The organism is Clostridium sp. TJA038, from assembly GCF_058310255.1.
On record NZ_JBZEFA010000001.1, the window covers coordinates 1,083,505 to 1,101,927 of the forward strand.

Annotated in this window: 16 protein-coding genes; 3 read left to right on the forward strand and 13 right to left on the reverse strand. The window is 26.6% G+C overall.

Going from position 1 to position 18,423, the window contains the following annotated elements:
* Positions 1–79: 79 nt before the first annotated feature.
* Together AC4FQV_RS05075 and AC4FQV_RS05080 are read right to left on the reverse strand one after the other, a co-directional pair.
* Entirely contained in the window at positions 80–1,030 is a 951-nt protein-coding gene (locus AC4FQV_RS05075; RefSeq protein WP_491138368.1) for an SPFH domain-containing protein, read from the reverse strand.
* Between the two features lie 12 nt (positions 1,031–1,042).
* Complete coding sequence (locus AC4FQV_RS05080; RefSeq protein WP_491138367.1) at positions 1,043–1,462, reverse strand: NfeD family protein; 420 nt, start codon at positions 1,460–1,462, stop codon at positions 1,043–1,045.
* Between the two features lie 315 nt (positions 1,463–1,777).
* On the opposite strand from AC4FQV_RS05080, the gene AC4FQV_RS05085 reads away from it, so the two are divergent.
* Entirely contained in the window at positions 1,778–3,685 is a 1,908-nt protein-coding gene (locus AC4FQV_RS05085) for an NAD(+) synthase (RefSeq protein ID WP_491164779.1), read from the forward strand.
* A 279-nt stretch (positions 3,686–3,964) separates the two neighbouring features.
* Positions 3,965–5,467, forward strand: coding sequence for a tetratricopeptide repeat protein (locus tag AC4FQV_RS05090; RefSeq protein ID WP_491138364.1), 1,503 nt, complete (start codon positions 3,965–3,967; stop codon positions 5,465–5,467).
* A 37-nt stretch (positions 5,468–5,504) separates the two neighbouring features.
* Here the strand turns inward: AC4FQV_RS05090 and hisJ are convergent, their stop codons facing one another.
* From hisJ to AC4FQV_RS05110, 4 genes are all read right to left on the reverse strand, one after another.
* Positions 5,505–6,329 carry a histidinol-phosphatase HisJ gene (gene hisJ, locus AC4FQV_RS05095; protein ID WP_491164782.1) on the reverse strand — a complete coding sequence of 275 codons (825 nt, stop codon included), beginning with the start codon at positions 6,327–6,329 and terminating at the stop codon, positions 5,505–5,507.
* 98 nt (positions 6,330–6,427) lie between these two features.
* Complete coding sequence (locus AC4FQV_RS05100; RefSeq protein ID WP_491164785.1) at positions 6,428–7,213, reverse strand: endonuclease/exonuclease/phosphatase family protein; 786 nt, start codon at positions 7,211–7,213, stop codon at positions 6,428–6,430.
* 171 nt (positions 7,214–7,384) lie between these two features.
* Positions 7,385–7,624 carry a DUF1292 domain-containing protein gene (locus AC4FQV_RS05105; RefSeq protein ID WP_491164787.1) on the reverse strand — a complete coding sequence of 80 codons (240 nt, stop codon included), beginning with the start codon at positions 7,622–7,624 and terminating at the stop codon, positions 7,385–7,387.
* 548 nt (positions 7,625–8,172) lie between these two features.
* Positions 8,173–9,537, reverse strand: coding sequence for a rhodanese-like domain-containing protein (locus AC4FQV_RS05110; RefSeq protein WP_491164789.1), 1,365 nt, complete (start codon positions 9,535–9,537; stop codon positions 8,173–8,175).
* Positions 9,538–9,866: 329 nt separating this feature from the next.
* Here AC4FQV_RS05110 and AC4FQV_RS05115 point away from each other — a divergent pair, with 329 nt between their 5' ends.
* Positions 9,867–11,051 carry a class I SAM-dependent methyltransferase gene (locus tag AC4FQV_RS05115; RefSeq protein ID WP_491138356.1) on the forward strand — a complete coding sequence of 395 codons (1,185 nt, stop codon included), beginning with the start codon at positions 9,867–9,869 and terminating at the stop codon, positions 11,049–11,051.
* 56 nt (positions 11,052–11,107) lie between these two features.
* On the opposite strand, the gene AC4FQV_RS05120 is transcribed toward AC4FQV_RS05115, so the two are convergent.
* The 7 genes from AC4FQV_RS05120 to AC4FQV_RS05150 form a co-directional block, all read right to left on the reverse strand.
* Entirely contained in the window at positions 11,108–11,911 is an 804-nt protein-coding gene (locus AC4FQV_RS05120; RefSeq protein ID WP_491138355.1) for a 5'-methylthioadenosine/adenosylhomocysteine nucleosidase, read from the reverse strand.
* A 178-nt stretch (positions 11,912–12,089) separates the two neighbouring features.
* On the reverse strand, positions 12,090–13,256 hold the full coding sequence (locus AC4FQV_RS05125) for a class I SAM-dependent methyltransferase (protein ID WP_491164792.1): 1,167 nt from the start codon (positions 13,254–13,256) through the stop codon (positions 12,090–12,092).
* A gap of 177 nt (positions 13,257–13,433) precedes the next feature.
* Positions 13,434–14,897 (reverse strand): cobyric acid synthase, encoded by a 1,464-nt coding sequence (locus tag AC4FQV_RS05130; protein WP_491164794.1) that lies wholly within the window; start codon positions 14,895–14,897, stop codon positions 13,434–13,436.
* Positions 14,898–14,905: 8 nt separating this feature from the next.
* On the reverse strand, positions 14,906–15,559 hold the full coding sequence (locus AC4FQV_RS05135) for a Dph6-related ATP pyrophosphatase (protein ID WP_491164797.1): 654 nt from the start codon (positions 15,557–15,559) through the stop codon (positions 14,906–14,908).
* Positions 15,560–15,569: 10 nt separating this feature from the next.
* Positions 15,570–16,325: an ABC transporter ATP-binding protein gene (locus AC4FQV_RS05140; RefSeq protein WP_491138349.1), complete on the reverse strand. Its 756-nt coding sequence runs from the start codon at positions 16,323–16,325 to the stop codon at positions 15,570–15,572.
* Positions 16,326–16,330: 5 nt separating this feature from the next.
* Complete coding sequence (locus AC4FQV_RS05145; protein ID WP_491164799.1) at positions 16,331–17,362, reverse strand: FecCD family ABC transporter permease; 1,032 nt, start codon at positions 17,360–17,362, stop codon at positions 16,331–16,333.
* On the reverse strand, positions 17,349–18,266 hold the full coding sequence (locus AC4FQV_RS05150) for an ABC transporter substrate-binding protein (RefSeq protein WP_491138345.1): 918 nt from the start codon (positions 18,264–18,266) through the stop codon (positions 17,349–17,351). Before AC4FQV_RS05150 ends, AC4FQV_RS05145 begins: the two co-directional genes overlap by 14 nt.
* Positions 18,267–18,423: the final 157 nt, after the last annotated feature.

Genomic DNA, 18,423 nt, shown 5'->3' on the forward strand with positions numbered 1-18,423 from the left:
TTATTAAAAGTAAGAGGACAAGTTAAATGCCTACGTAAGCCCTTTTGAAGGCTCATATATATTATATACTATATAAAATTTATTTATTCTCTTTATTATCTTTTAACATATCAGCAATAGCAGCTATACTACCTAAAGAGGAAACTGCTTCACTAGGCAATATAAGCTTATTAGCTGGGTTAGTTGCCATTTCTTTTAAAGCTTCAATTTGTTTTAAAGCAATTACAACTTCATTTGTTCCTGATTCTATAATTGAAGAGTTTATTCTTTCAATAGCTAAAGCTTCTGCCTTTGAAACTTCTTCAATAGCTCTTGCCTTACCTTCAGCTTCAAGTAATTGAGATTCCTTTAAGCCTTCAGCGTGTCTAATATTCGCTTCCTTTTCAGCTTCTGCTCTTAAAATTTTAGCTTGCTTTTCTGCTTCTGCTCTTGCTATTTCACTTTGTTTTAATCCTTCAGCTTGTAAAATAGTAGCTCTTTTATCTCTTTCTGCTTTCATTTGTTTCTCCATAGCATCTTGAATCTCAGCTGGTGGAATTATATTTTTAATTTCTACAGAAAGTATTTTTATTCCGTATGCATCAGTTATGGAATCTATTATAGTTAAAAGTTCTAGATTTATCTTATCTCTTCCTGATAAAACTTCGTCTAAAGACATATTACCAACTATATTTCTCATATTTGTTATAGTTGAATAAATTATACCTGACTTAAAATCCTCTATGTTATAAACTGCATCCTTAGCATTTAAAACCTTATAAAATATAACATTATCAATTTCAATTTTTACATTGTCTTTAGTTATAACATATTGAGGTGGTATATCTAAGATTTGTTGTTTTGTTGAGATTTTTTTTCTTACGAAGTCAGCAAAAGGAATAACTATATGCCAACCTGGTTCTAAAATTTTACTGAATTGTCCAAAACGCTCTAGTACATAAACATATCCTGTATTTACAACTTTAATAGATGAAATAGCTGCAAATAACACTATTAATAATAAAATTATAACAATTATAGTAGTTACCATAAATAAGCCCTCCTAATTTTTATTTTTTACCAAAATTTTATTTCCTTCTATTCCTACTATTTCTACCTTTGTTCCCTTTTTCAAAGGACCACTTACACTTTTAAAAGTCCAGTATATTCCTTCAAATTTTATTAAGGCTGATTCTTCTAAGTTTTTATCTAAAACTACTTCTTTACCTATATAAGATTGTTCCATAGTTTTTGTTCCTATATTATCTACCTTTATCATCTTTTTAATTTTAGGAGAAACATAGAATAAAAATAGAATTGTTATTGCTGAAAATACTATAAATTGCAAAATAACACTTACACTAAAAAATGCTAGTATTAATGCAAAAAAAGCCCCAAAAGAAAAACCTACAAACAAAACATCAGAACTTAAGTAATCAATAATTATCCCAAGTAAAATCACTACTACCCAAAGCCATAACAAAAATTTCACCTCCTCCTTTTAAAAAATTATTAACTCTTTATTAATATTTACTTTATTATACAATTTATATACTCTTATTTCAAGGGCTATAATAAACTTTTTAAAAAGTTATTTGTAACATTTATAAGAGTTATTTATAACTATTTATATTTAGTTGCTTTTATAATAAATTAACATTAATATTTAATATATATACTTTTATTTAGTAAAAGTTTCTACTTATAAATAATATATTTAAGTTTACCTTTATTTATAGGATATTCTTTTACTATTAAAGAAATAATAAAGATAAAAATATACTGGAGAGATGATATTATGGATTTCATAAAAGTAGGTGCAGCTTCACCTAAAGTAAAAGTAAGCGATACTAAGTACAACCTTAAAGAAATTAAAGATATTATTTTAAAGGCTATAGATAAAGAGGTTAAGGTTTTAGTCTTCCCAGAATTAAGCATACCAGCTTATTCTTGTGGAGATTTATTTACTAATCAAAAACTACTTGAAAACTGCAATATAGCTTTAAAAAATTTAGTTGATTTTTCAAAGGATAAAGATATATTAATTGCAGTTGGTGCTCCCCTTTTATATAACTACTCTTTATATAACTGTGCATATGTAATATTAAATGGAGATATCTTAGGAATAGTTCCTAAAAGTTACATACCAAACTACTCAGAATTTTATGAAAAAAGATGGTTTACAGAGGGATTTAATATAAAAAATTTAAAGGTTAATCTTCCTTTTCAAAATGATGTTCCTTTTGGAACTGATTTAATATTCTCTTTTGATAATTTAAAGATTGGTTTTGAAATTTGTGAAGACCTTTGGGTTACTATACCTCCAAGTTCTAATTTAGCCTTAATGGGAGCTAATATTATTTGTAATCTTTCAGCTTCTAACGAACTTGTATCAAAAAGTTCTTATAGAAAATCTTTAGTGGCAAATCAAAGTGCTAGAGCTATGTGTTCTTATATATATTCCTCTGCTGGTGTTTTTGAATCTACTACAGATTTATTATTTAGTGGTCATATGCTAATAGCTGAAAATGGTAGCATATTAAAGGAAAATAATAGATTTAAAAGAGAAAATGATTTGTTAATAGGCATAGTTGATTTATTTAAATTAGATTCTGAAAGACTTAAAAATATAAGTTTTAGAAACTCATGCTTTAATGAAGTAAGCTCTCCTAGATTTATACCCTTTAAATTAAAGGATATAAAAATTAAAAATTTTGATAGAAAAATTGATAAACATCCATTTTTACCAAAATCTAAAGTTGATATGGAAGAACGTTGTGAAGAAATATTAAATATTCAAGCTTCTGCTCTTGCAAAAAGATTAGAACACACTAATCTAAAAAAAGCAGTAATAGGTATTTCAGGGGGATTAGATTCTACACTTGCTTTATTAGTTGTAGTAAAAACCTTTGATATGTTAAATATAAAAAGAGAAAATATAATAACTATAACTATGCCAGGTTTTGGTACTACAGATAGAACTTACAATAATGCAGTAACTTTATGCAAAGAACTTCATTGTGATTTTAGAGAAATAAATATAGTAAAGGCTTCCCTTCAACACTTTGAAGATATTGGCCATGATAAGGAAATTCATGATGTAACTTATGAAAATGTTCAAGCAAGAGAAAGAACTCAAATTCTTATGGATTTAGCAAATAAAGAAGGAGGACTATTAATAGGTACTGGAGATTTATCAGAACTTGCTTTAGGATGGTGTACTTATAATGGAGACCATATGTCTATGTATTCTGTTAATTGTTCTATTCCTAAAACTCTAGTTAAGTTTTTAGTTAGATATTTTGCAAATAATGAAATATCTGAAAATGCTAAAGAGGCTTTAATAGATATTTTAGATACTCCTGTAAGTCCTGAACTTCTTCCAAAAGATAAAGAAGGAAAAATATCACAAAAAACAGAAGATATTGTTGGTCCATATGAACTTCATGACTTCTTTTTATATAACTTTATAAAAAATGGCTCAAGTCCAGAGAGAATATTATTTTTAGCTAAAATAGCCTTTAAGGATGATTATGATGAAGAAACCATAAAAAAATGGTTAGATAAATTTTTAAGAAGATTTTTCACACAACAGTTTAAACGTTCTGCTTTACCTGATGGACCAAAGGTTGGTTCAATATCATTATCTCCTAGAGGAGATTGGAGAATGCCTTCTGATGCTTCATATAATGACTTTTTAATTTAATACTTTCAATACCCTAGAAATATTTCTATTTCTAGGGTATTTTTATGTCTTTTTTAAAAAATGATGAACTCTAAAAATATATTATTTATGCAATTTCTAGGGCTTTTTCAATAAAAATATCTTATTTTGTTAAAAAAATAAGAACATTGACATAGTTTTGCCAAAAATATATTGTAAACTTTTATATATATAAGGTATAATTAGAATTTAGACAGATACTTATTATTTTATCGAAACCTATTTGATAAAAATTATAAAAAAAGGAGGAGCTATAAAGCTATGAGTAAACATGATAAAAAACTTAAAAAGGCATTAGCTCAATTTGAAAACGGAAATTATGAAGAAGCATTAGATATATGTGAAAAAGTACTTGATAAAGATTACAATAATGAAGAAGCACTTACTTTAGAAGCAAGATCCCTTGAAAAGCTTAACAGAATAAGCGATGCTATTGTATCTTGGAAAATAAATGCTGAATATAACAATAATGAGGAAGCTAGAACTAAATTAGATAAATTTAATAATTTAGATGAAAAAAAATTAGCTATGAGCACAATATTTAGTGAAACTATGAAGGATGAAATAAAAGCTAGACTTCAAGAGGAAGCTCAAAAAGAATATAATAAACAATTAGAAAAGAGAGATTCTGAAATAAAATCTCCTAAAGAAGAAGTTAAAAAAGAGATTGTTGAAGATATAGTAATAGAAGACATAAAACCTGTTGCACCTATTAAAGAAGAAAAGAAAACTGATGAACCTAAAATAAAGGTAGATAATAAAGAAGTAAACATTGAAAATCCTAAGGTTAAAGAAATTAAGCTAGAAGAAATCAAAATTGAAAGACCTTTAGAGGAAGAAAAAAAATCTAATAATGAAAGCTTTGGAAATGTAACAATTGATAATGTAACTAAGGTTGATTTTCAAAAGAAACATAGTAGTAAAAAAAATAAAGGTAAAAATATAAATACTTCTAATACTGAAGAAGAACCAAGAGTTATTAGCACACCTAATTTTAAGAATGAAAAAAACAATGCTAAAAATTCTAACAAAAAGAAACCTGTTAAATATATAGCTATAGCAGTTTCAGGTGCAATAGTTTTATTACTTGCCTATGGCGTAGCTAAAAATATAAAACACACAAATGCTAGTAAAGCCCCAACTGAAACAGCAGAACAAGCTAATCCTAATGGTTCTACAACAAGTTCAACTGAAAATAAACCTGAAGACAAGAAAGAAGCTTCTAAAAATTTAACTTCAGAAGAATTAAATAAGGCTATGGAAAATAATGATTTAAATTCTCTTTATACCCTATTAACATCAACTGACAAAGAAAATGTTCCAAAGGATGTTTTAGATACTTATAATAAAGCAGAAGACTTTATGAAAAATGAAGGTGTTAAAGACTTCTATCTAAAAGGTTCTGACCTTTTTAAAGCAGGAAAATACGAAGATGCTATTAAAGATTTCGAAAAAGCCTATACCTTTGCATCAAATTCTTATCTAAGACCTCATTTAATATACTTTATGGGAACTTCCTATGAAAACTTAGATAAAAATGATGAAGCAATTAAATATTTTAAAGAGTATTTAGATGATTATAAAGCTAAGCCAGATGCTGAAGACCTTATGTATACACCACAATGCTTATATAATTTAGCTATTATATATGATAAAGAAGGTAAAACAGCTGATGCTAGAAAATATGCTCAAGAAATCGAAGATGATTATCCAAACACAATGTTTTATAACGATGTTACTAAAAAAATTATATACGGTAAATAATAAAAAAGCACAGAGAAGAATTCTTCTCTGTGCTTTTTTAAATTGCTTTAGAATCTAGAAAAAGATTTTTTGCTACCTCTTCAAATTCAGCACCTACGTATTTTGAACTATGAGAGTCTGAACCAAAAACCATAGGAATATCATATTTTAAACATAAATCTAAAAAAATTCCTTCAGGATGAATTTCTCCACACTTTTCTCTTCTAAGTCCTGATGTATTTAAATCAATTTCATACTTACCTTTTTTCATTTCTTTCAAAATATTATCTAGAATCTTTAAATTATATTTCCCTTTAGGAAAATCTTTTTTATACTTTCTAACTAAGGTAGGATGTCCTATTCTTTTAGGTTTAAATTTACCTAAATCACATTTAATTGATTTTAACATAGTTTCATAGTATAAATCATAAAGTTTGTCCATTCCTCCTATTTTATGAAGAAGCTCTGAAATCATATCAGCACCATTTCCTATTTGATAATAATTCCCTTCAAATTTTACTATATGTACAGAAAGAATTGCATCATCTAAATATTTTCCATACTTATCTAAAATAGCTTTAGTTTCTTTTTCATACCCTTCTATGTAATCTACCTCTAAACCAACATTTACTTTTATCTTATCCTTTACCTTTTCTTTTAATAAAGTTATTCCTTTTAAATAAGCTTCTAAATTCTCTAAAGGTAGAGCACTATTTTTCCTTGGTGAAGGGTCTTCTATTGGTAATGGCATATGTTCTGTAAAAGTTATTTCCTCAATTCCATTTTTTATAGCTGTATCAATATACATCTCTAAGGTATCATTGCTCCCATGAGGACAGTAAGGGCTATGAACATGTCCATCTCTTTTTGTGTTTAAAATCATTTTATCCTCCGTATAATATAAATTTTTTAAATAATATTAAACTAATTTTTTAATCTATATTATATTATACATGATTAATTAAATAAGAGAAAATATATCTATTTTAAAGTTAAAACACAAGTAACAGGATAATGGTCTGAAGGATATCCCCCATCTATTTTTCTATCATCTATATTTAAAGATTTTATAAAAAAATCATCTGAATAAATTATATAATCTATTATTCTTCCCTCATATCCTCCTTTAAAATAATGAAAAGTTCCTTTTATATTATGTTCTATATTTTCGTAGCATAAATTTAAAACTAATTTCTCTTTATTATCTTTTATTATATTAAATAAATTATCTTCTAAATAACAATTAAAATCTCCCATAATTATAAAAGGCAATTTATCTTTAAAATAAGAAGAGGCTACTTTTTTTAAAATTATTTTAATTCCTTCTTCTCTTGCTAATAAACTTTCATGGTCTAAATGAGTATTATATATATTAAATAAAATTCCACTTTCCCTATTTTTTAATTTAACCTTTGTACATATTCTAGGAAGACTACTATTAAAATCTTTGCTTCCCTTAATATTAGGAGTTTTAGATAGCCAAAATTGTTCTCCTTCTATAAATTCAAATTTATCTTTTAGAAAAAATATAGCATTATACTCATCTTCTCCATATCCACTTCTATCTTCTCCAAACCAAGAATAAGTTTTTAAAGAGTTTTCAATATCTTCTAGCATATGAATAAGACCTTCTTGAGTTCCTATTATATGAGGAGAATTTTCTTCTATTATTTTTTTAATTCTTAAAACTCTTTTTTTCCAATTATTATTATCTTCACATTTAAAGTCATATTTTAAATTAAAGGTCATAACTTTTAAATCTCTCATAAATTAAATATCATAATTAAGTATAAAACTTAATTAATTTCCTCCCTTTAAATTATTAAAATAAGCTCTATTTTTAAATAGAGCTTAAAATAATTATAATATTTAATTAATGATTTTTTATAGTGCAAAATTCCAATTTCTTTGAACTTATTTTAATATTAAATGGAATTTTTAAAATTTTAAATTTGAAACTTGCTTAAACATATTTATTTCCTTTTCTGATTCTACTGAATCTAAAGTTTCATTCCAATTTTTATCAAAGTTAATTTTAAAAAGTTCAATATCTTCCTTATGATTTTTAGGAGCCATAGCTACATATTCAGAACCACATATTAATTTTTGTTCTAAAATTAAATATTCAATTGTTTCACCTTTTTCATTTTTAAAACTAACTATATTATTGTCATTCATTTTTCTTTTCTCCTTTTCTTTTTTATTATATATTATTTATTTTATTTTTTTATTTATACTATCATCATTTACGAGTATATTATTTAAGAGTTAATGTGATAAAAAAATAAGGTCTTAAAATAGACCTTATTTTTTATAAATCAATATTTTAAATAATATAAATAAAATTTGTAATATTAACACTATTAATTGTATTAATATGAAATAATAATAAGCTAAAAGACCTTTAAAAAAATTCAAATTTATTACAAAAAATAAAATTAATGAAAATATACTAGTAATAATACTTTCTTTACTTAGATTATATTTATTTATTTTTTTTAAGTGCAGAAATATAATAAAAAATAGTATAAATATTAAAATAGCTATTAAACTTAATATATTAAGTTTAAAATTACTAATAATATTTCCATACTCATACTTTTTATAACATACATGATGCATTACACCAGCTTTTTTATGAGTTAAATATTCAATAAGAATACCAAATATCCATAATAAAATCTGAACTGTTCTTAATAAAAAAACTGCTACTCTTTCTTTTTTATTCATATATTACTTTTAGGCTCTCCTGTAACTGATGGATTATTTCCATTACTCCAACCTATCCATCCATCACTATATATAGATATATTTTTAAGCCCCATTACCTTTGCATAAGAATAAACCTCTGCTGCTCTCCATCCACTTCCACACATAAAAGCAAGATGATTATTTAAATTTATTCCTTGACCTTCTAACAATTTTTCTATTTCATATCCATTTCTCATTGTATTATCTACATTTCTATAATATTCTAAAGAGGTTGGACCATTTACTCCTGCATAAGCAAAAACAGCTCCATCTATACGCCCTTTTTTGTCATGATAACTATATCCAGAACTTTTTCCTATATACTCATCCCAAGTTCTATTATCAACTAATGTAAAATCTTTTTTATTTAAACTTTCTTTAAGTTCATTTATTGTCATAATAACCCTTGGATTACCAGGAATTACAGAACCAAAATCATCTCCTTTAACCTTCTGATTAACTTTAGTTTCTAATTCATAGCCTTCATTTTTCCAAGAACTATCTCCACCATTTAAAACTCTTACATCCTTAACTCCTATATAACTTAAAACACTTGCTAATCTATAAGAAGCCATTTGCTCAGCTCCTGTAAGAATTACAGTATCATCTTTTTTAAGCCCATAGCTTAAGGCAAAATCTTTTAAAGCTTCATCCTCTGCAAGCATCCATGTTGGTGGTGGTTCTATTGTATCTGTATTTATGTGAACACTACCTGGAATATGCCCTTTTCCATAAGTTTGATTTTCATCTCCCCAACTAGCTTCAAGTATTTTTATATTTTTACAATTTTCAAAGCTTTCTGGTCTTTTCCCCTCAACAACTTCTTTCAATATTTTAGCTGGAACTAATAAATCATATCCTTCATATTTTTCTAAAGGAAGGCTTTTATCCTTAGCCCAATTTTTAATATCATAAAAGTATATATTGTTATATCCCTTTGAAGAAAGATAATCATAAACTACTTTTGAATCTTCTCCATTAGCATCATAAAGGATAATATTTTTATCCTTAGTTATGCCTTTAACCTTTAAAGCTTCATTAAGTCTATTTTCCTTGTCCTTAGCCTCTACTTTTATCCAATTTGCAGAGAAATCCTTAGAATTTGGAATATGCCCTCCTCTTTCTTCATTATATAGAATCCAACCATTATAAGAATCACTTAATCTTGTGTCTACTAAAACCCAAGAATCATCCTTTAAATTTTCTTCTACTTCCTTTGTACTTAAAGATTTAATAGAAATATTTTTAGCTTCATTGTTATTTTCTTTAGAACAACCTATAAAAGTTATTGGTAAAGAAGCTATTACTATTCCTATTGTTAGTTTTTTTAATAAACTCATCTTTTCCTCCTTAGTTTTATTAAGTTTTGTTACTCTAATATCCTTTAAATAATATCAAATTTATATTATTTAGTAAATAAGCAGTATTTTTTATTAAATTAATATTTTTACGCTATTATAGATGAATATTTTATTAATTTTTCCATAAAATATATTTATTTTATTATTTTATATTTTTTTCTTAATATTCTCATATGTATTTTAAAGTATTTTATAATTAATTTCCTAGATTCACTAAATTTAAGCTATAAAAGAGTATTTTCAAAAAGATTTTTCAAAAAATATAATGTATCATAAAAATATAAAATTAAATGACGAGGTGATTTTTTATGGAAATTAACAAAAGCATAGTAAAGGCACTAGCTGAAAATCTTTCAGATAAAACCTTTGATTTACAATATTGGGATGGAGAAACTATAAAATATGGGGAAGGCGAACCTGAATTTAAGGTTATAATAAAAAATTTTCCAAGTAAAAAAGAACTTTTAGCAGACCCTAGCGTAGCTATAGGTGAAGCTTATATGAGAGGAGATATAGATGTAGAGGGAGATCTTCAAAAGTTTTTTGAAAGCATAATTCGTAATAAAAATAGCTTCATGAATAAGAGCTCAGTACTTAAGATTGCATCTAAAATAAAGGCTCCTTCTTTAATGAAGTCTAAAAAAGATATAGCACATCATTATGATATAGGTAATGATTTTTATAGCTTATGGTTAGATAAAACTATGAGTTACTCTTGTGGATACTTCAAAAATCCAACAGATACTCTTTATGATGCACAAATGAATAAAATACATTACATACTAAAAAAACTTAATTTAAAAGAAGGCCAAAGCTTACTTGATATAGGTTGTGGTTGGGGATATTTAATAATAGAAGCTGCAAAACTTTATAAAGTTAAAGCTTTAGGTATAACACTAAGTGAAGAACAATTTAAAAAAGCTACTGAAAGAATTAAAGAAGAAGGTCTTGAAGATTTAGTTGAAGTTAAATTAATGGACTACAGAAATTTAGAAAAATCAAATCTTCAATTTGATAGAGTTGTTAGTGTTGGAATGGCAGAACATGTTGGTCATGCTAACTTACCATTATTCTTCCAAAATGTAAATTCAGTTCTTAAAGAAAGTGGATTATTCCTATTACATAACATAACTAATTTAATTGAAACTGAAGGAAATAAATGGATAACAAAATACATATTCCCTGGTGGATACCTTCCAACTTTAAGAGAAGAATTAAATATAGCAGCAGATATGAACTTCCGTACTATAGATGTTGAAAGTTTAAGACTTCACTATATGAGAACTTTAGAAGAATGGTGCAAAAACTATATGAACCATTTAGATGAAGTAAGAAAAATGTTTGATGAAGAATTTGTAAGAATGTGGCATTTATATCTGGCTACTTGTGCAGCAGCTTTCCATTACTGGGATATAGATTTACATCAAATACTTTTCTCAAAAGGAATAAACAATACTCTTCCAATGACAAGAAAATATTTATATGAAGATTAATAAAATAAAAAACAGCAAATTATTTATATTTGCTGTTTTTTTAATAAATATAATTATTACATATTATTAAACATTTCTTTTAAAATTGCTGTTGAATTTTTAACTCCTATAGGAATAAATTCTTTATAATCCATATGAGCTCCATTATTAGCATTATCTGATATAGAACGAATAATAACAAAAGGTATTTTATTAAGATATGCCACTTGTGCTATAGCTGCACTTTCCATTTCAACAGCTTTAGCGTTAAAGTCTTTCTCTAAAGATTCAACCTTTTTACTATCTGCAATAAACTGATCTCCAGATACTATTCTTCCCACATAAGTCTTAACTCCTTCAATATTTTTTGAAGCTTCTACTGCTAAATTTAATAATTTTTCATCTGCTTTAAAATCATATACATCCATTCTAGGAATTTGTCCTAATTTATCTCCAAAAACAGAAGCATCTACATCATGTTGTACATATGTATCTCCTATAACTATATCTCCAGGATATATATCTTTTGATACTCCTCCAGCAACACCTATATTTATTAAAGAACCTACATTAAAATTACTTGCTAATATTTGAGTACATGAAGCTGCATTAACTTTTCCAACTCCTGAAACTACAGCTACAACATGCTGTCCCCATAAATCACCTTCATAAAAAGTTAAATCATTTATTTTAACTTCCTTTTTATTGCTCATATCCTTAAGAAGAACTTCAAGTTCTTCATTCATAGCTCCTATAATTCCTATTGTATTTTTACCCTTACTTTCTTCTTTTAAATTATTACTTTCTCCACAAGAAATTAAAGTGAAGCTTAAAATAATTGTAACTAATAATACACTTCCTAGTTTTTTTAATATATTCAATTTTATCCTCCTTATTCGAACTATATAGTATAAATAGAATTAATAGTTCGTTATTACACAAATAATTATACATAACATTTTAATAATTTCAAGTATTTTTTAATTTATTTTTAATAAAATTTTAAAAATAAAAACAAATAAAAAAACAGAGAAAATATATATTTTCTCTGTTTTTTGACTATATTAAATTATCCTTCTTTAAAAGATTATATAATGTAGGACTTAAATTAAATTCTTCTAAAAGATTATTAACCTCTTTTAAAGCCCTTTCTTTTTTTGTTTTAGAAACATTTCCTTTTACTGCTCTTATTAATATATTTTTAGGAGAATGTGCTATGTCTATAAATTCTAAAAGTTGAGTTTTATATCCTAAAACCTCAAGAAGATTTGCTCTAACAGAATCTGTCATAAGAGCAGATACTCTTTCTTTTATTATGCCATAATTAGTAAGTATAGAAAATTTTTCACTTTCTATTTGACTATTAAATTCATGTTGACAACATGGAACTGAAAATATCATTTTACTATTCCATTTTATTGCATTATATAAAGCATAGTCAGTAGCTGTATCACAGGCATGTAAAGTTATTACCATATCAACTTTATCATTATACTTAAATCCATTTATATCTCCTAGCTCAAAAGATAAATTTTCATAATTATACTTTTTAGCTATTTCATTGCATTTCTTAATTACATCTGCTTTTAAGTCTAATCCTATCATTTTAACATTTATTTCTTTTATCTTAGTAAAATAATAATATAATATAAATGTTAAATAAGATTTACCACAACCAAAGTCTAAAATTGTAAGTTCTTTTTTATCTATCTTTTTTATTTCATCATCAATTATCTCTATAAATCTGTTTATTTGTTTATATTTATCATACTTAGAATTTATGATTTTACCTTCCTTAGTAAAAATCCCTAGGTCTATAAGAGGTTCTATTATCATTCCCTCTTCTAATATGTAATTTTTCTTTCTATTATGTTCTTTTTTTATTTCTTTTAAAGGCTCTTTATTTTGTTTAACCCCTAAGAAAACCTTTCCTTTTTTAGAAACTTTAAGGTCAAAGCACTTATCCTTTGAGAAAGCATTTAATTGCTTATAATCATTAATAAAAAGCTCCTTAGCTCTTTTTTTAAGCTCTTTTTTTTCTATATTTTCATGAAAAACTTGTTTTTCAGTATATTTTTCTATTTGATAAAATTCTTCTTTATTTTTTTCTTTAAGTTGAAAAACTATTTTTTTATATTCATTATCCTTCTTTACCTTATTACTAATAACTAGTTTTATGATTTCTTCCCTTGTAATTTCATCAATTGCTTTTATTAAATCATCCATTAAAACTCACCTTATAAATATTATTAAAGTTAAGCTTAAATTTATCTTTGTTTAAATACTACTTAAACTTAACTTGATATATATATATAATACATAAGATTTAGGTATATATCAAATAGGAAAATATAATTAATAAAAAAGAGTATTAAGTAATTTTACTTAATACTCTTTTTAAAGCTAATTTTTTATTAAATTTTCAACATACTTCATATCTATATTTTCTTCTAAAAGTTCACAAAGCTTATTATATTGGCTAAGTTTATATTCCTTATAATCTATTTCTTCGCTTTTTTCTATATTCAAATCTTTTTTCAACTTATTTATAAGTTCTTCTCCAAAACTTCCATAGTCAAAAACTCCATGAATATAAGTACCAAAAACATTTCCTTCAGTATTTTTCATACCTAAAACATTTCCACATTTTTCTTTTAACCATATATTTTCTTCAACAGTAGGAATACTCTCGCCATTATGAATTTCATAACCAGTAAATATATTTCCTTCTAAGTCAAAGGCAGTAACTTGTTTTGTTGTTTTTTCTTTGTTAAATGAAGTTGTTATATCTAAAAGGCCTAAACCTTCTTCTTCTCTAATATCTCCTTCAACTCCAATTGAATCAATTATCCTCTCACCTAATATTTGATATCCTCCACATATACCTAATATTAACTTACCTTTATTTTTTTCATTTATTATAGCATCTTTAAAACCATTTTCCTTTAAATAAATTAAATCATCTATGGTATTTTTACTTCCTGGAATTATTATCATATTTGCTTTTTCTAAATCTTTAGGATTTTCAGCATAACTTATTCCTACATCCTTTATTCTTCCTAAAGCATTAAAGTCAGTAAAATTTGACATATGTGGCAACTTAACTATTGCTATGTCTATACTACTATTTTCATATTTTTTCAATTTAATAGAAGCACTATCTTCCTCTTCTATATCCAAATCAAAATAAGGCATAACACCTAAAACAGGTATTTTTATTATTTCTTCAATCTGCTTCATGGCAGGTTTGAAAAATTCTTTTTTACCTCTAAATTTATTTATTATAACCCCTTTAACTCTTTTTCTTTCTTCTTCAGTTAAAAGCATTATAGTTCCAACAATAGAAGCAAAAACTCCTCCTCTGTTTATATCAGCCACTAAAATAACATCAGCATCTGCCATTTTAGCAGTATGCATATTTGCAATATCAGTTTCTCTTAAATTTATTTCAGCACAACTTCCTGAACCTTCTAAAATTATTAAGTCATAGTCCTTTGAAATATCAAAATAAGCTTCCTTTGCTTTCTCCTTAAGATACTTATTTAAATCCTTATACTTATAAGCATCCATAGTACAATAAACTTTTCCTCTAACTATTACTTGAGTTTTAAAACCTGCACTTGGTTTCATAAGAATAGGATTCATATATTCTTTAGGCTCAATTTCACAAGCTTCAGCTTGTACAACTTGAGCTCTTCCAATTTCATCCCCATCTCTCGTAACAAAGGAATTTAAAGAAATATTTAAAGCCTTATAGGGAGCAACACTATATCCTCTTTTTTTAAAATATCTACAAAAGGCTGCTGCAACAGTACTTTTTCCTACAGAAGATGCTGTTCCAAGAAGCATTATACTTTTATACTTCATAAAAACACCTACTTAATATCTAAAAATCCATGAGTTTCAGTTAATATATTATCTCCAGTTTCAAAGCTTATTTTTTCCTTAAATAAAGGACCGTCAAAAACAAAGGTATGATATTCTCCATTTTCACCACAAGCATCTGAACCTGCAGCTTTTAATCTTTCAACTACTTCTTTAGTTAAAACTTCTCCTAAGAACTCTTCTCCTAGAATACTTAATTTTACATTTTTAATTACAGTTTTAAATCCACTATCTATAAATTCATAAGTTAATTTTTCTCTATCTTCTTCCCAAAGTGGAAAAATAGCTTCAAGTCCAGCCTTCTCACATTTATCTTCACACCAAGTTCTGTGAGCCATTAAATCAATATCTCCAAAAACACAAGCTTCAGCACCTTTTTCTTCTTTTATTTTCTTTAAAGCTTCAATAAAAGTTTCACCATAATTTTCTTTTCCATTACTTGCAACTAAAACTAAAGGTATATCTAAAGATTTTGATACATCTTTTAATAATTTATTTGGTATTCCATGAAACCAACTTCTTAAAACCTTCTTATCTACAGTAACTAATAAAGCTACAGGAACATGTCCTTCCTTTATCATTCTATATAAAGATAATGTGCTATCCTTTCCACAACTATATGATACTACAAACTTCTTTTTCATTTGTTTACACCTACTTCCATCTTTCTAATGCTTCTAGCATGAATTTTCTTATGTCTATCTTATATACATCTTTAATCTTAGGACTATTTAATATGTCCTGTGCTTTTCCACTACTATAGATTTTGCCTTCTTTTATCAAAAGTGCATCTTCACTAAACATCTGAACTAAATTCAAATCATGCAAAACACCTATAACAGTTTTATTTTTCTCTTTTGTCCATTTATTTATATGACTTAAAATTTCTATTTGACATTTTAAGTCTAAATGATTTGTGGGTTCATCTAAAAGTAATATCTCTGGGTCTTGAGCAAAAACCCTAGCTAAATAAACCCTTTGAAGTTGCCCACCTGAAAGTTCATTTATTAATCTATCCTTTTCATTTAAAAGCCCAACACTTTCAATACATCTTAAAACTATATCTCTATCATGATTTGTAAGGCTAGCAAACATACCCTCCATATGAGCATATCTACCTAAAGAAACAGTTTCAAAAACAGTGTAAGAAAAATAAACTTCAGAATTTTGACTCATTAAAGCAACTTTCTTAGCTAAATCTTTTCTTTTTATATTCTTAATCTCTACACCATCTAACTTTATTTCTCCACTATACTCTATTAGGTTAGCTAAAGCTTTTAAGACTGTGGATTTTCCACAACCATTAGGTCCTATTATAGAGATATTTTCTCCTCTTTCTACGCTAAAGGATATATTATGAATTACTTCATTTCCATCATATCCACAACATAAATTTTTAACTTCTAACAAAAATATCACCTACTTCTTTTTCCAAAGTATAGATAAGCAAAAAATGGTGCTCCAATTAAAGCTGTAATTGCTCCAACAGGTAATTCAGAAGGGGCAATTAGTGTTCTTGAAACTAAGTCTGTTAAAACCATAAGCGTTCCCCCAAGGGCTATGCACATAGGAATTACAACTTTATGACTTGCTCCAAATACTTTTCTAACTATATGAGGAGTTATAAGGTCTATAAATCCTATAACACCACTTAAAGCAACAGCACTTCCTGTTAAAATTGCTACAGCTATAAGTAAAGACTTTTTAACCTTTTTAGTTTCAACTCCTATAGCCTTAGCACCTTCTTCTCCAAAACTTAGTATGTCCATTTCTCTTGTATATTTTACGGCCATAAAAATACCTATTATTAAAAAGGGAACTCCTGCAATTACATATGACCAACTTTTCATAGCAAAGGAACCCATTTGCCACATTGTAATAGCCTTTAAATCTTCACTACATAAGGATGTTACTGTAGTTAACACAGCGCTAGTAAAAAGTGATAAAACCATACCAGCTAATATTACTGTGTTATTTGAAAGCCCTTTATCTACCTTATTTGAAAAAATTATAACTGCAAAAACAGTTAAAACCCCACATAAAAATCCTATAACAGGCATTGCAAAGTTTCCTATAAAAGGAATTGAAATTCCAAGAACTATATATACTCCAACACCTAAAGAAGCACCTGAAGATACTCCTAAGGTATAAGGTGAGGCTAAAGGATTTTTTAATATTGATTGAATTATAGCTCCACTAACAGCAAGAGAAGCTCCAACTCCAAAAGCTAATAATACTCTTGGTAGTCTAATTACCCAAATAATTGCTACGTCCTCTGGTTTTATACCTGCTCTAAGAGGAATATTTAAAATCTTATTTCCTACTATAGAGATAGTATCCCATATATTAATATCGGAACTTCCAAAGGAAGTTCCGATACATAATACTAATATAACTAATGGAATAGATAGTAATATTAGCAATTTTCTTTTTTTAGATTCCTGCATACTCTTCTGGATAAATATCCTTTGCCATTTGTTTTAATACAGTTACCACATTTTGACTTCCACGTGATGATGCATTATTATCTACTAAGAATATCTTATTATCCTTAACAGCAGTTATTGAATTCCAACCTGGACGTTTAGCAATTAATTCTGTAGCATTTTCAATATAACTTTCATTTGTTAATATAACATCTGGATTAGCTTTTATTACAGCTTCCTCACTTGGAGATATCCATCCTTTTTCATCCTTAAATATGTTTTCTGCACCTACTATATCTAATAAGTTATTTAAGAAAGTATCATTTCCAAAACTATAAAGTTTTGAGCCAGAGCCAATTTCAAAATAAACAGTTTTCTTGTCTTTTATTTTTTCGCCTATAGATTTTATTTTATCTACTTCGCTCTTCATAGAATCAACCATTTTCTTTCCTTCAGCTTCTGTTCCTGTTAACTTAGCTAAGAAATCAATATCTTCATATATTCCATCAATGCTTTCGCTAGTTGGAATATATACAACTGGTATTCCTGCTTCTTTTAAAGCCTTAAATGGATCTTCTTTTCCTGTTCTATTATGTCCTGAAGCTATTATTACATCTGGTTTAAGTGCTACTATAGCCTCTGCATCTGGATTTCTAAAGTCTATTTTAGGAATATCAGGATTTAATCCCTTAACATCAGCAGAATACGTATCAACAGCAACTATTTTATCAGCAAGACCTAAACCAACTAATATTTCAGTATTAGATGGAGCCGTTGAAACTATTCTTTCAATTTTTTTAGGTACTGTAAATTCAGTTCCCTCCATGTCTTTCATGGTTACTGTCTTGCTTCCACAGCCAGTAAAGATTAGTAATGCCATCATACTTATCATTAATAATGACAATACTTTTTTAAAGTTTTTCATACTATTCCTCCAATTTTACTTTATAGTTTTTTAAGCTTATGAAGGAAATTTCTTTAACCTATGAAACTTATATTATTTAATTTTTCCTAAGTCTCAACAAATCAAATATTTGTTCATAAAACTTAAAAACTAAAATATTTTTTTGAGGCTTAGATTA

Coding starts and splice junctions, on each gene's coding strand:
- AC4FQV_RS05075 (WP_491138368.1), bottom strand. CDS start 1,030: ATGGTAACTACTATAATTGTTATAATTTTATTATTAATAGTGTTATTT.
- AC4FQV_RS05085 (WP_491164779.1), top strand. CDS start 1,778: ATGGATTTCATAAAAGTAGGTGCAGCTTCACCTAAAGTAAAAGTAAGC.
- AC4FQV_RS05090 (WP_491138364.1), top strand. CDS start 3,965: ATGAGTAAACATGATAAAAAACTTAAAAAGGCATTAGCTCAATTTGAA.
- hisJ (WP_491164782.1), bottom strand. CDS start 6,329: ATGATTTTAAACACAAAAAGAGATGGACATGTTCATAGCCCTTACTGT.
- AC4FQV_RS05100 (WP_491164785.1), bottom strand. CDS start 7,213: ATGAGAGATTTAAAAGTTATGACCTTTAATTTAAAATATGACTTTAAA.
- AC4FQV_RS05105 (WP_491164787.1), bottom strand. CDS start 7,624: ATGAATGACAATAATATAGTTAGTTTTAAAAATGAAAAAGGTGAAACA.
- AC4FQV_RS05110 (WP_491164789.1), bottom strand. CDS start 9,537: ATGAGTTTATTAAAAAAACTAACAATAGGAATAGTAATAGCTTCTTTA.
- AC4FQV_RS05115 (WP_491138356.1), top strand. CDS start 9,867: ATGGAAATTAACAAAAGCATAGTAAAGGCACTAGCTGAAAATCTTTCA.
- AC4FQV_RS05125 (WP_491164792.1), bottom strand. CDS start 13,256: ATGGATGATTTAATAAAAGCAATTGATGAAATTACAAGGGAAGAAATC.
- AC4FQV_RS05130 (WP_491164794.1), bottom strand. CDS start 14,897: ATGAAGTATAAAAGTATAATGCTTCTTGGAACAGCATCTTCTGTAGGA.
- AC4FQV_RS05135 (WP_491164797.1), bottom strand. CDS start 15,559: ATGAAAAAGAAGTTTGTAGTATCATATAGTTGTGGAAAGGATAGCACA.
- AC4FQV_RS05145 (WP_491164799.1), bottom strand. CDS start 17,362: ATGCAGGAATCTAAAAAAAGAAAATTGCTAATATTACTATCTATTCCA.
- AC4FQV_RS05150 (WP_491138345.1), bottom strand. CDS start 18,266: ATGAAAAACTTTAAAAAAGTATTGTCATTATTAATGATAAGTATGATG.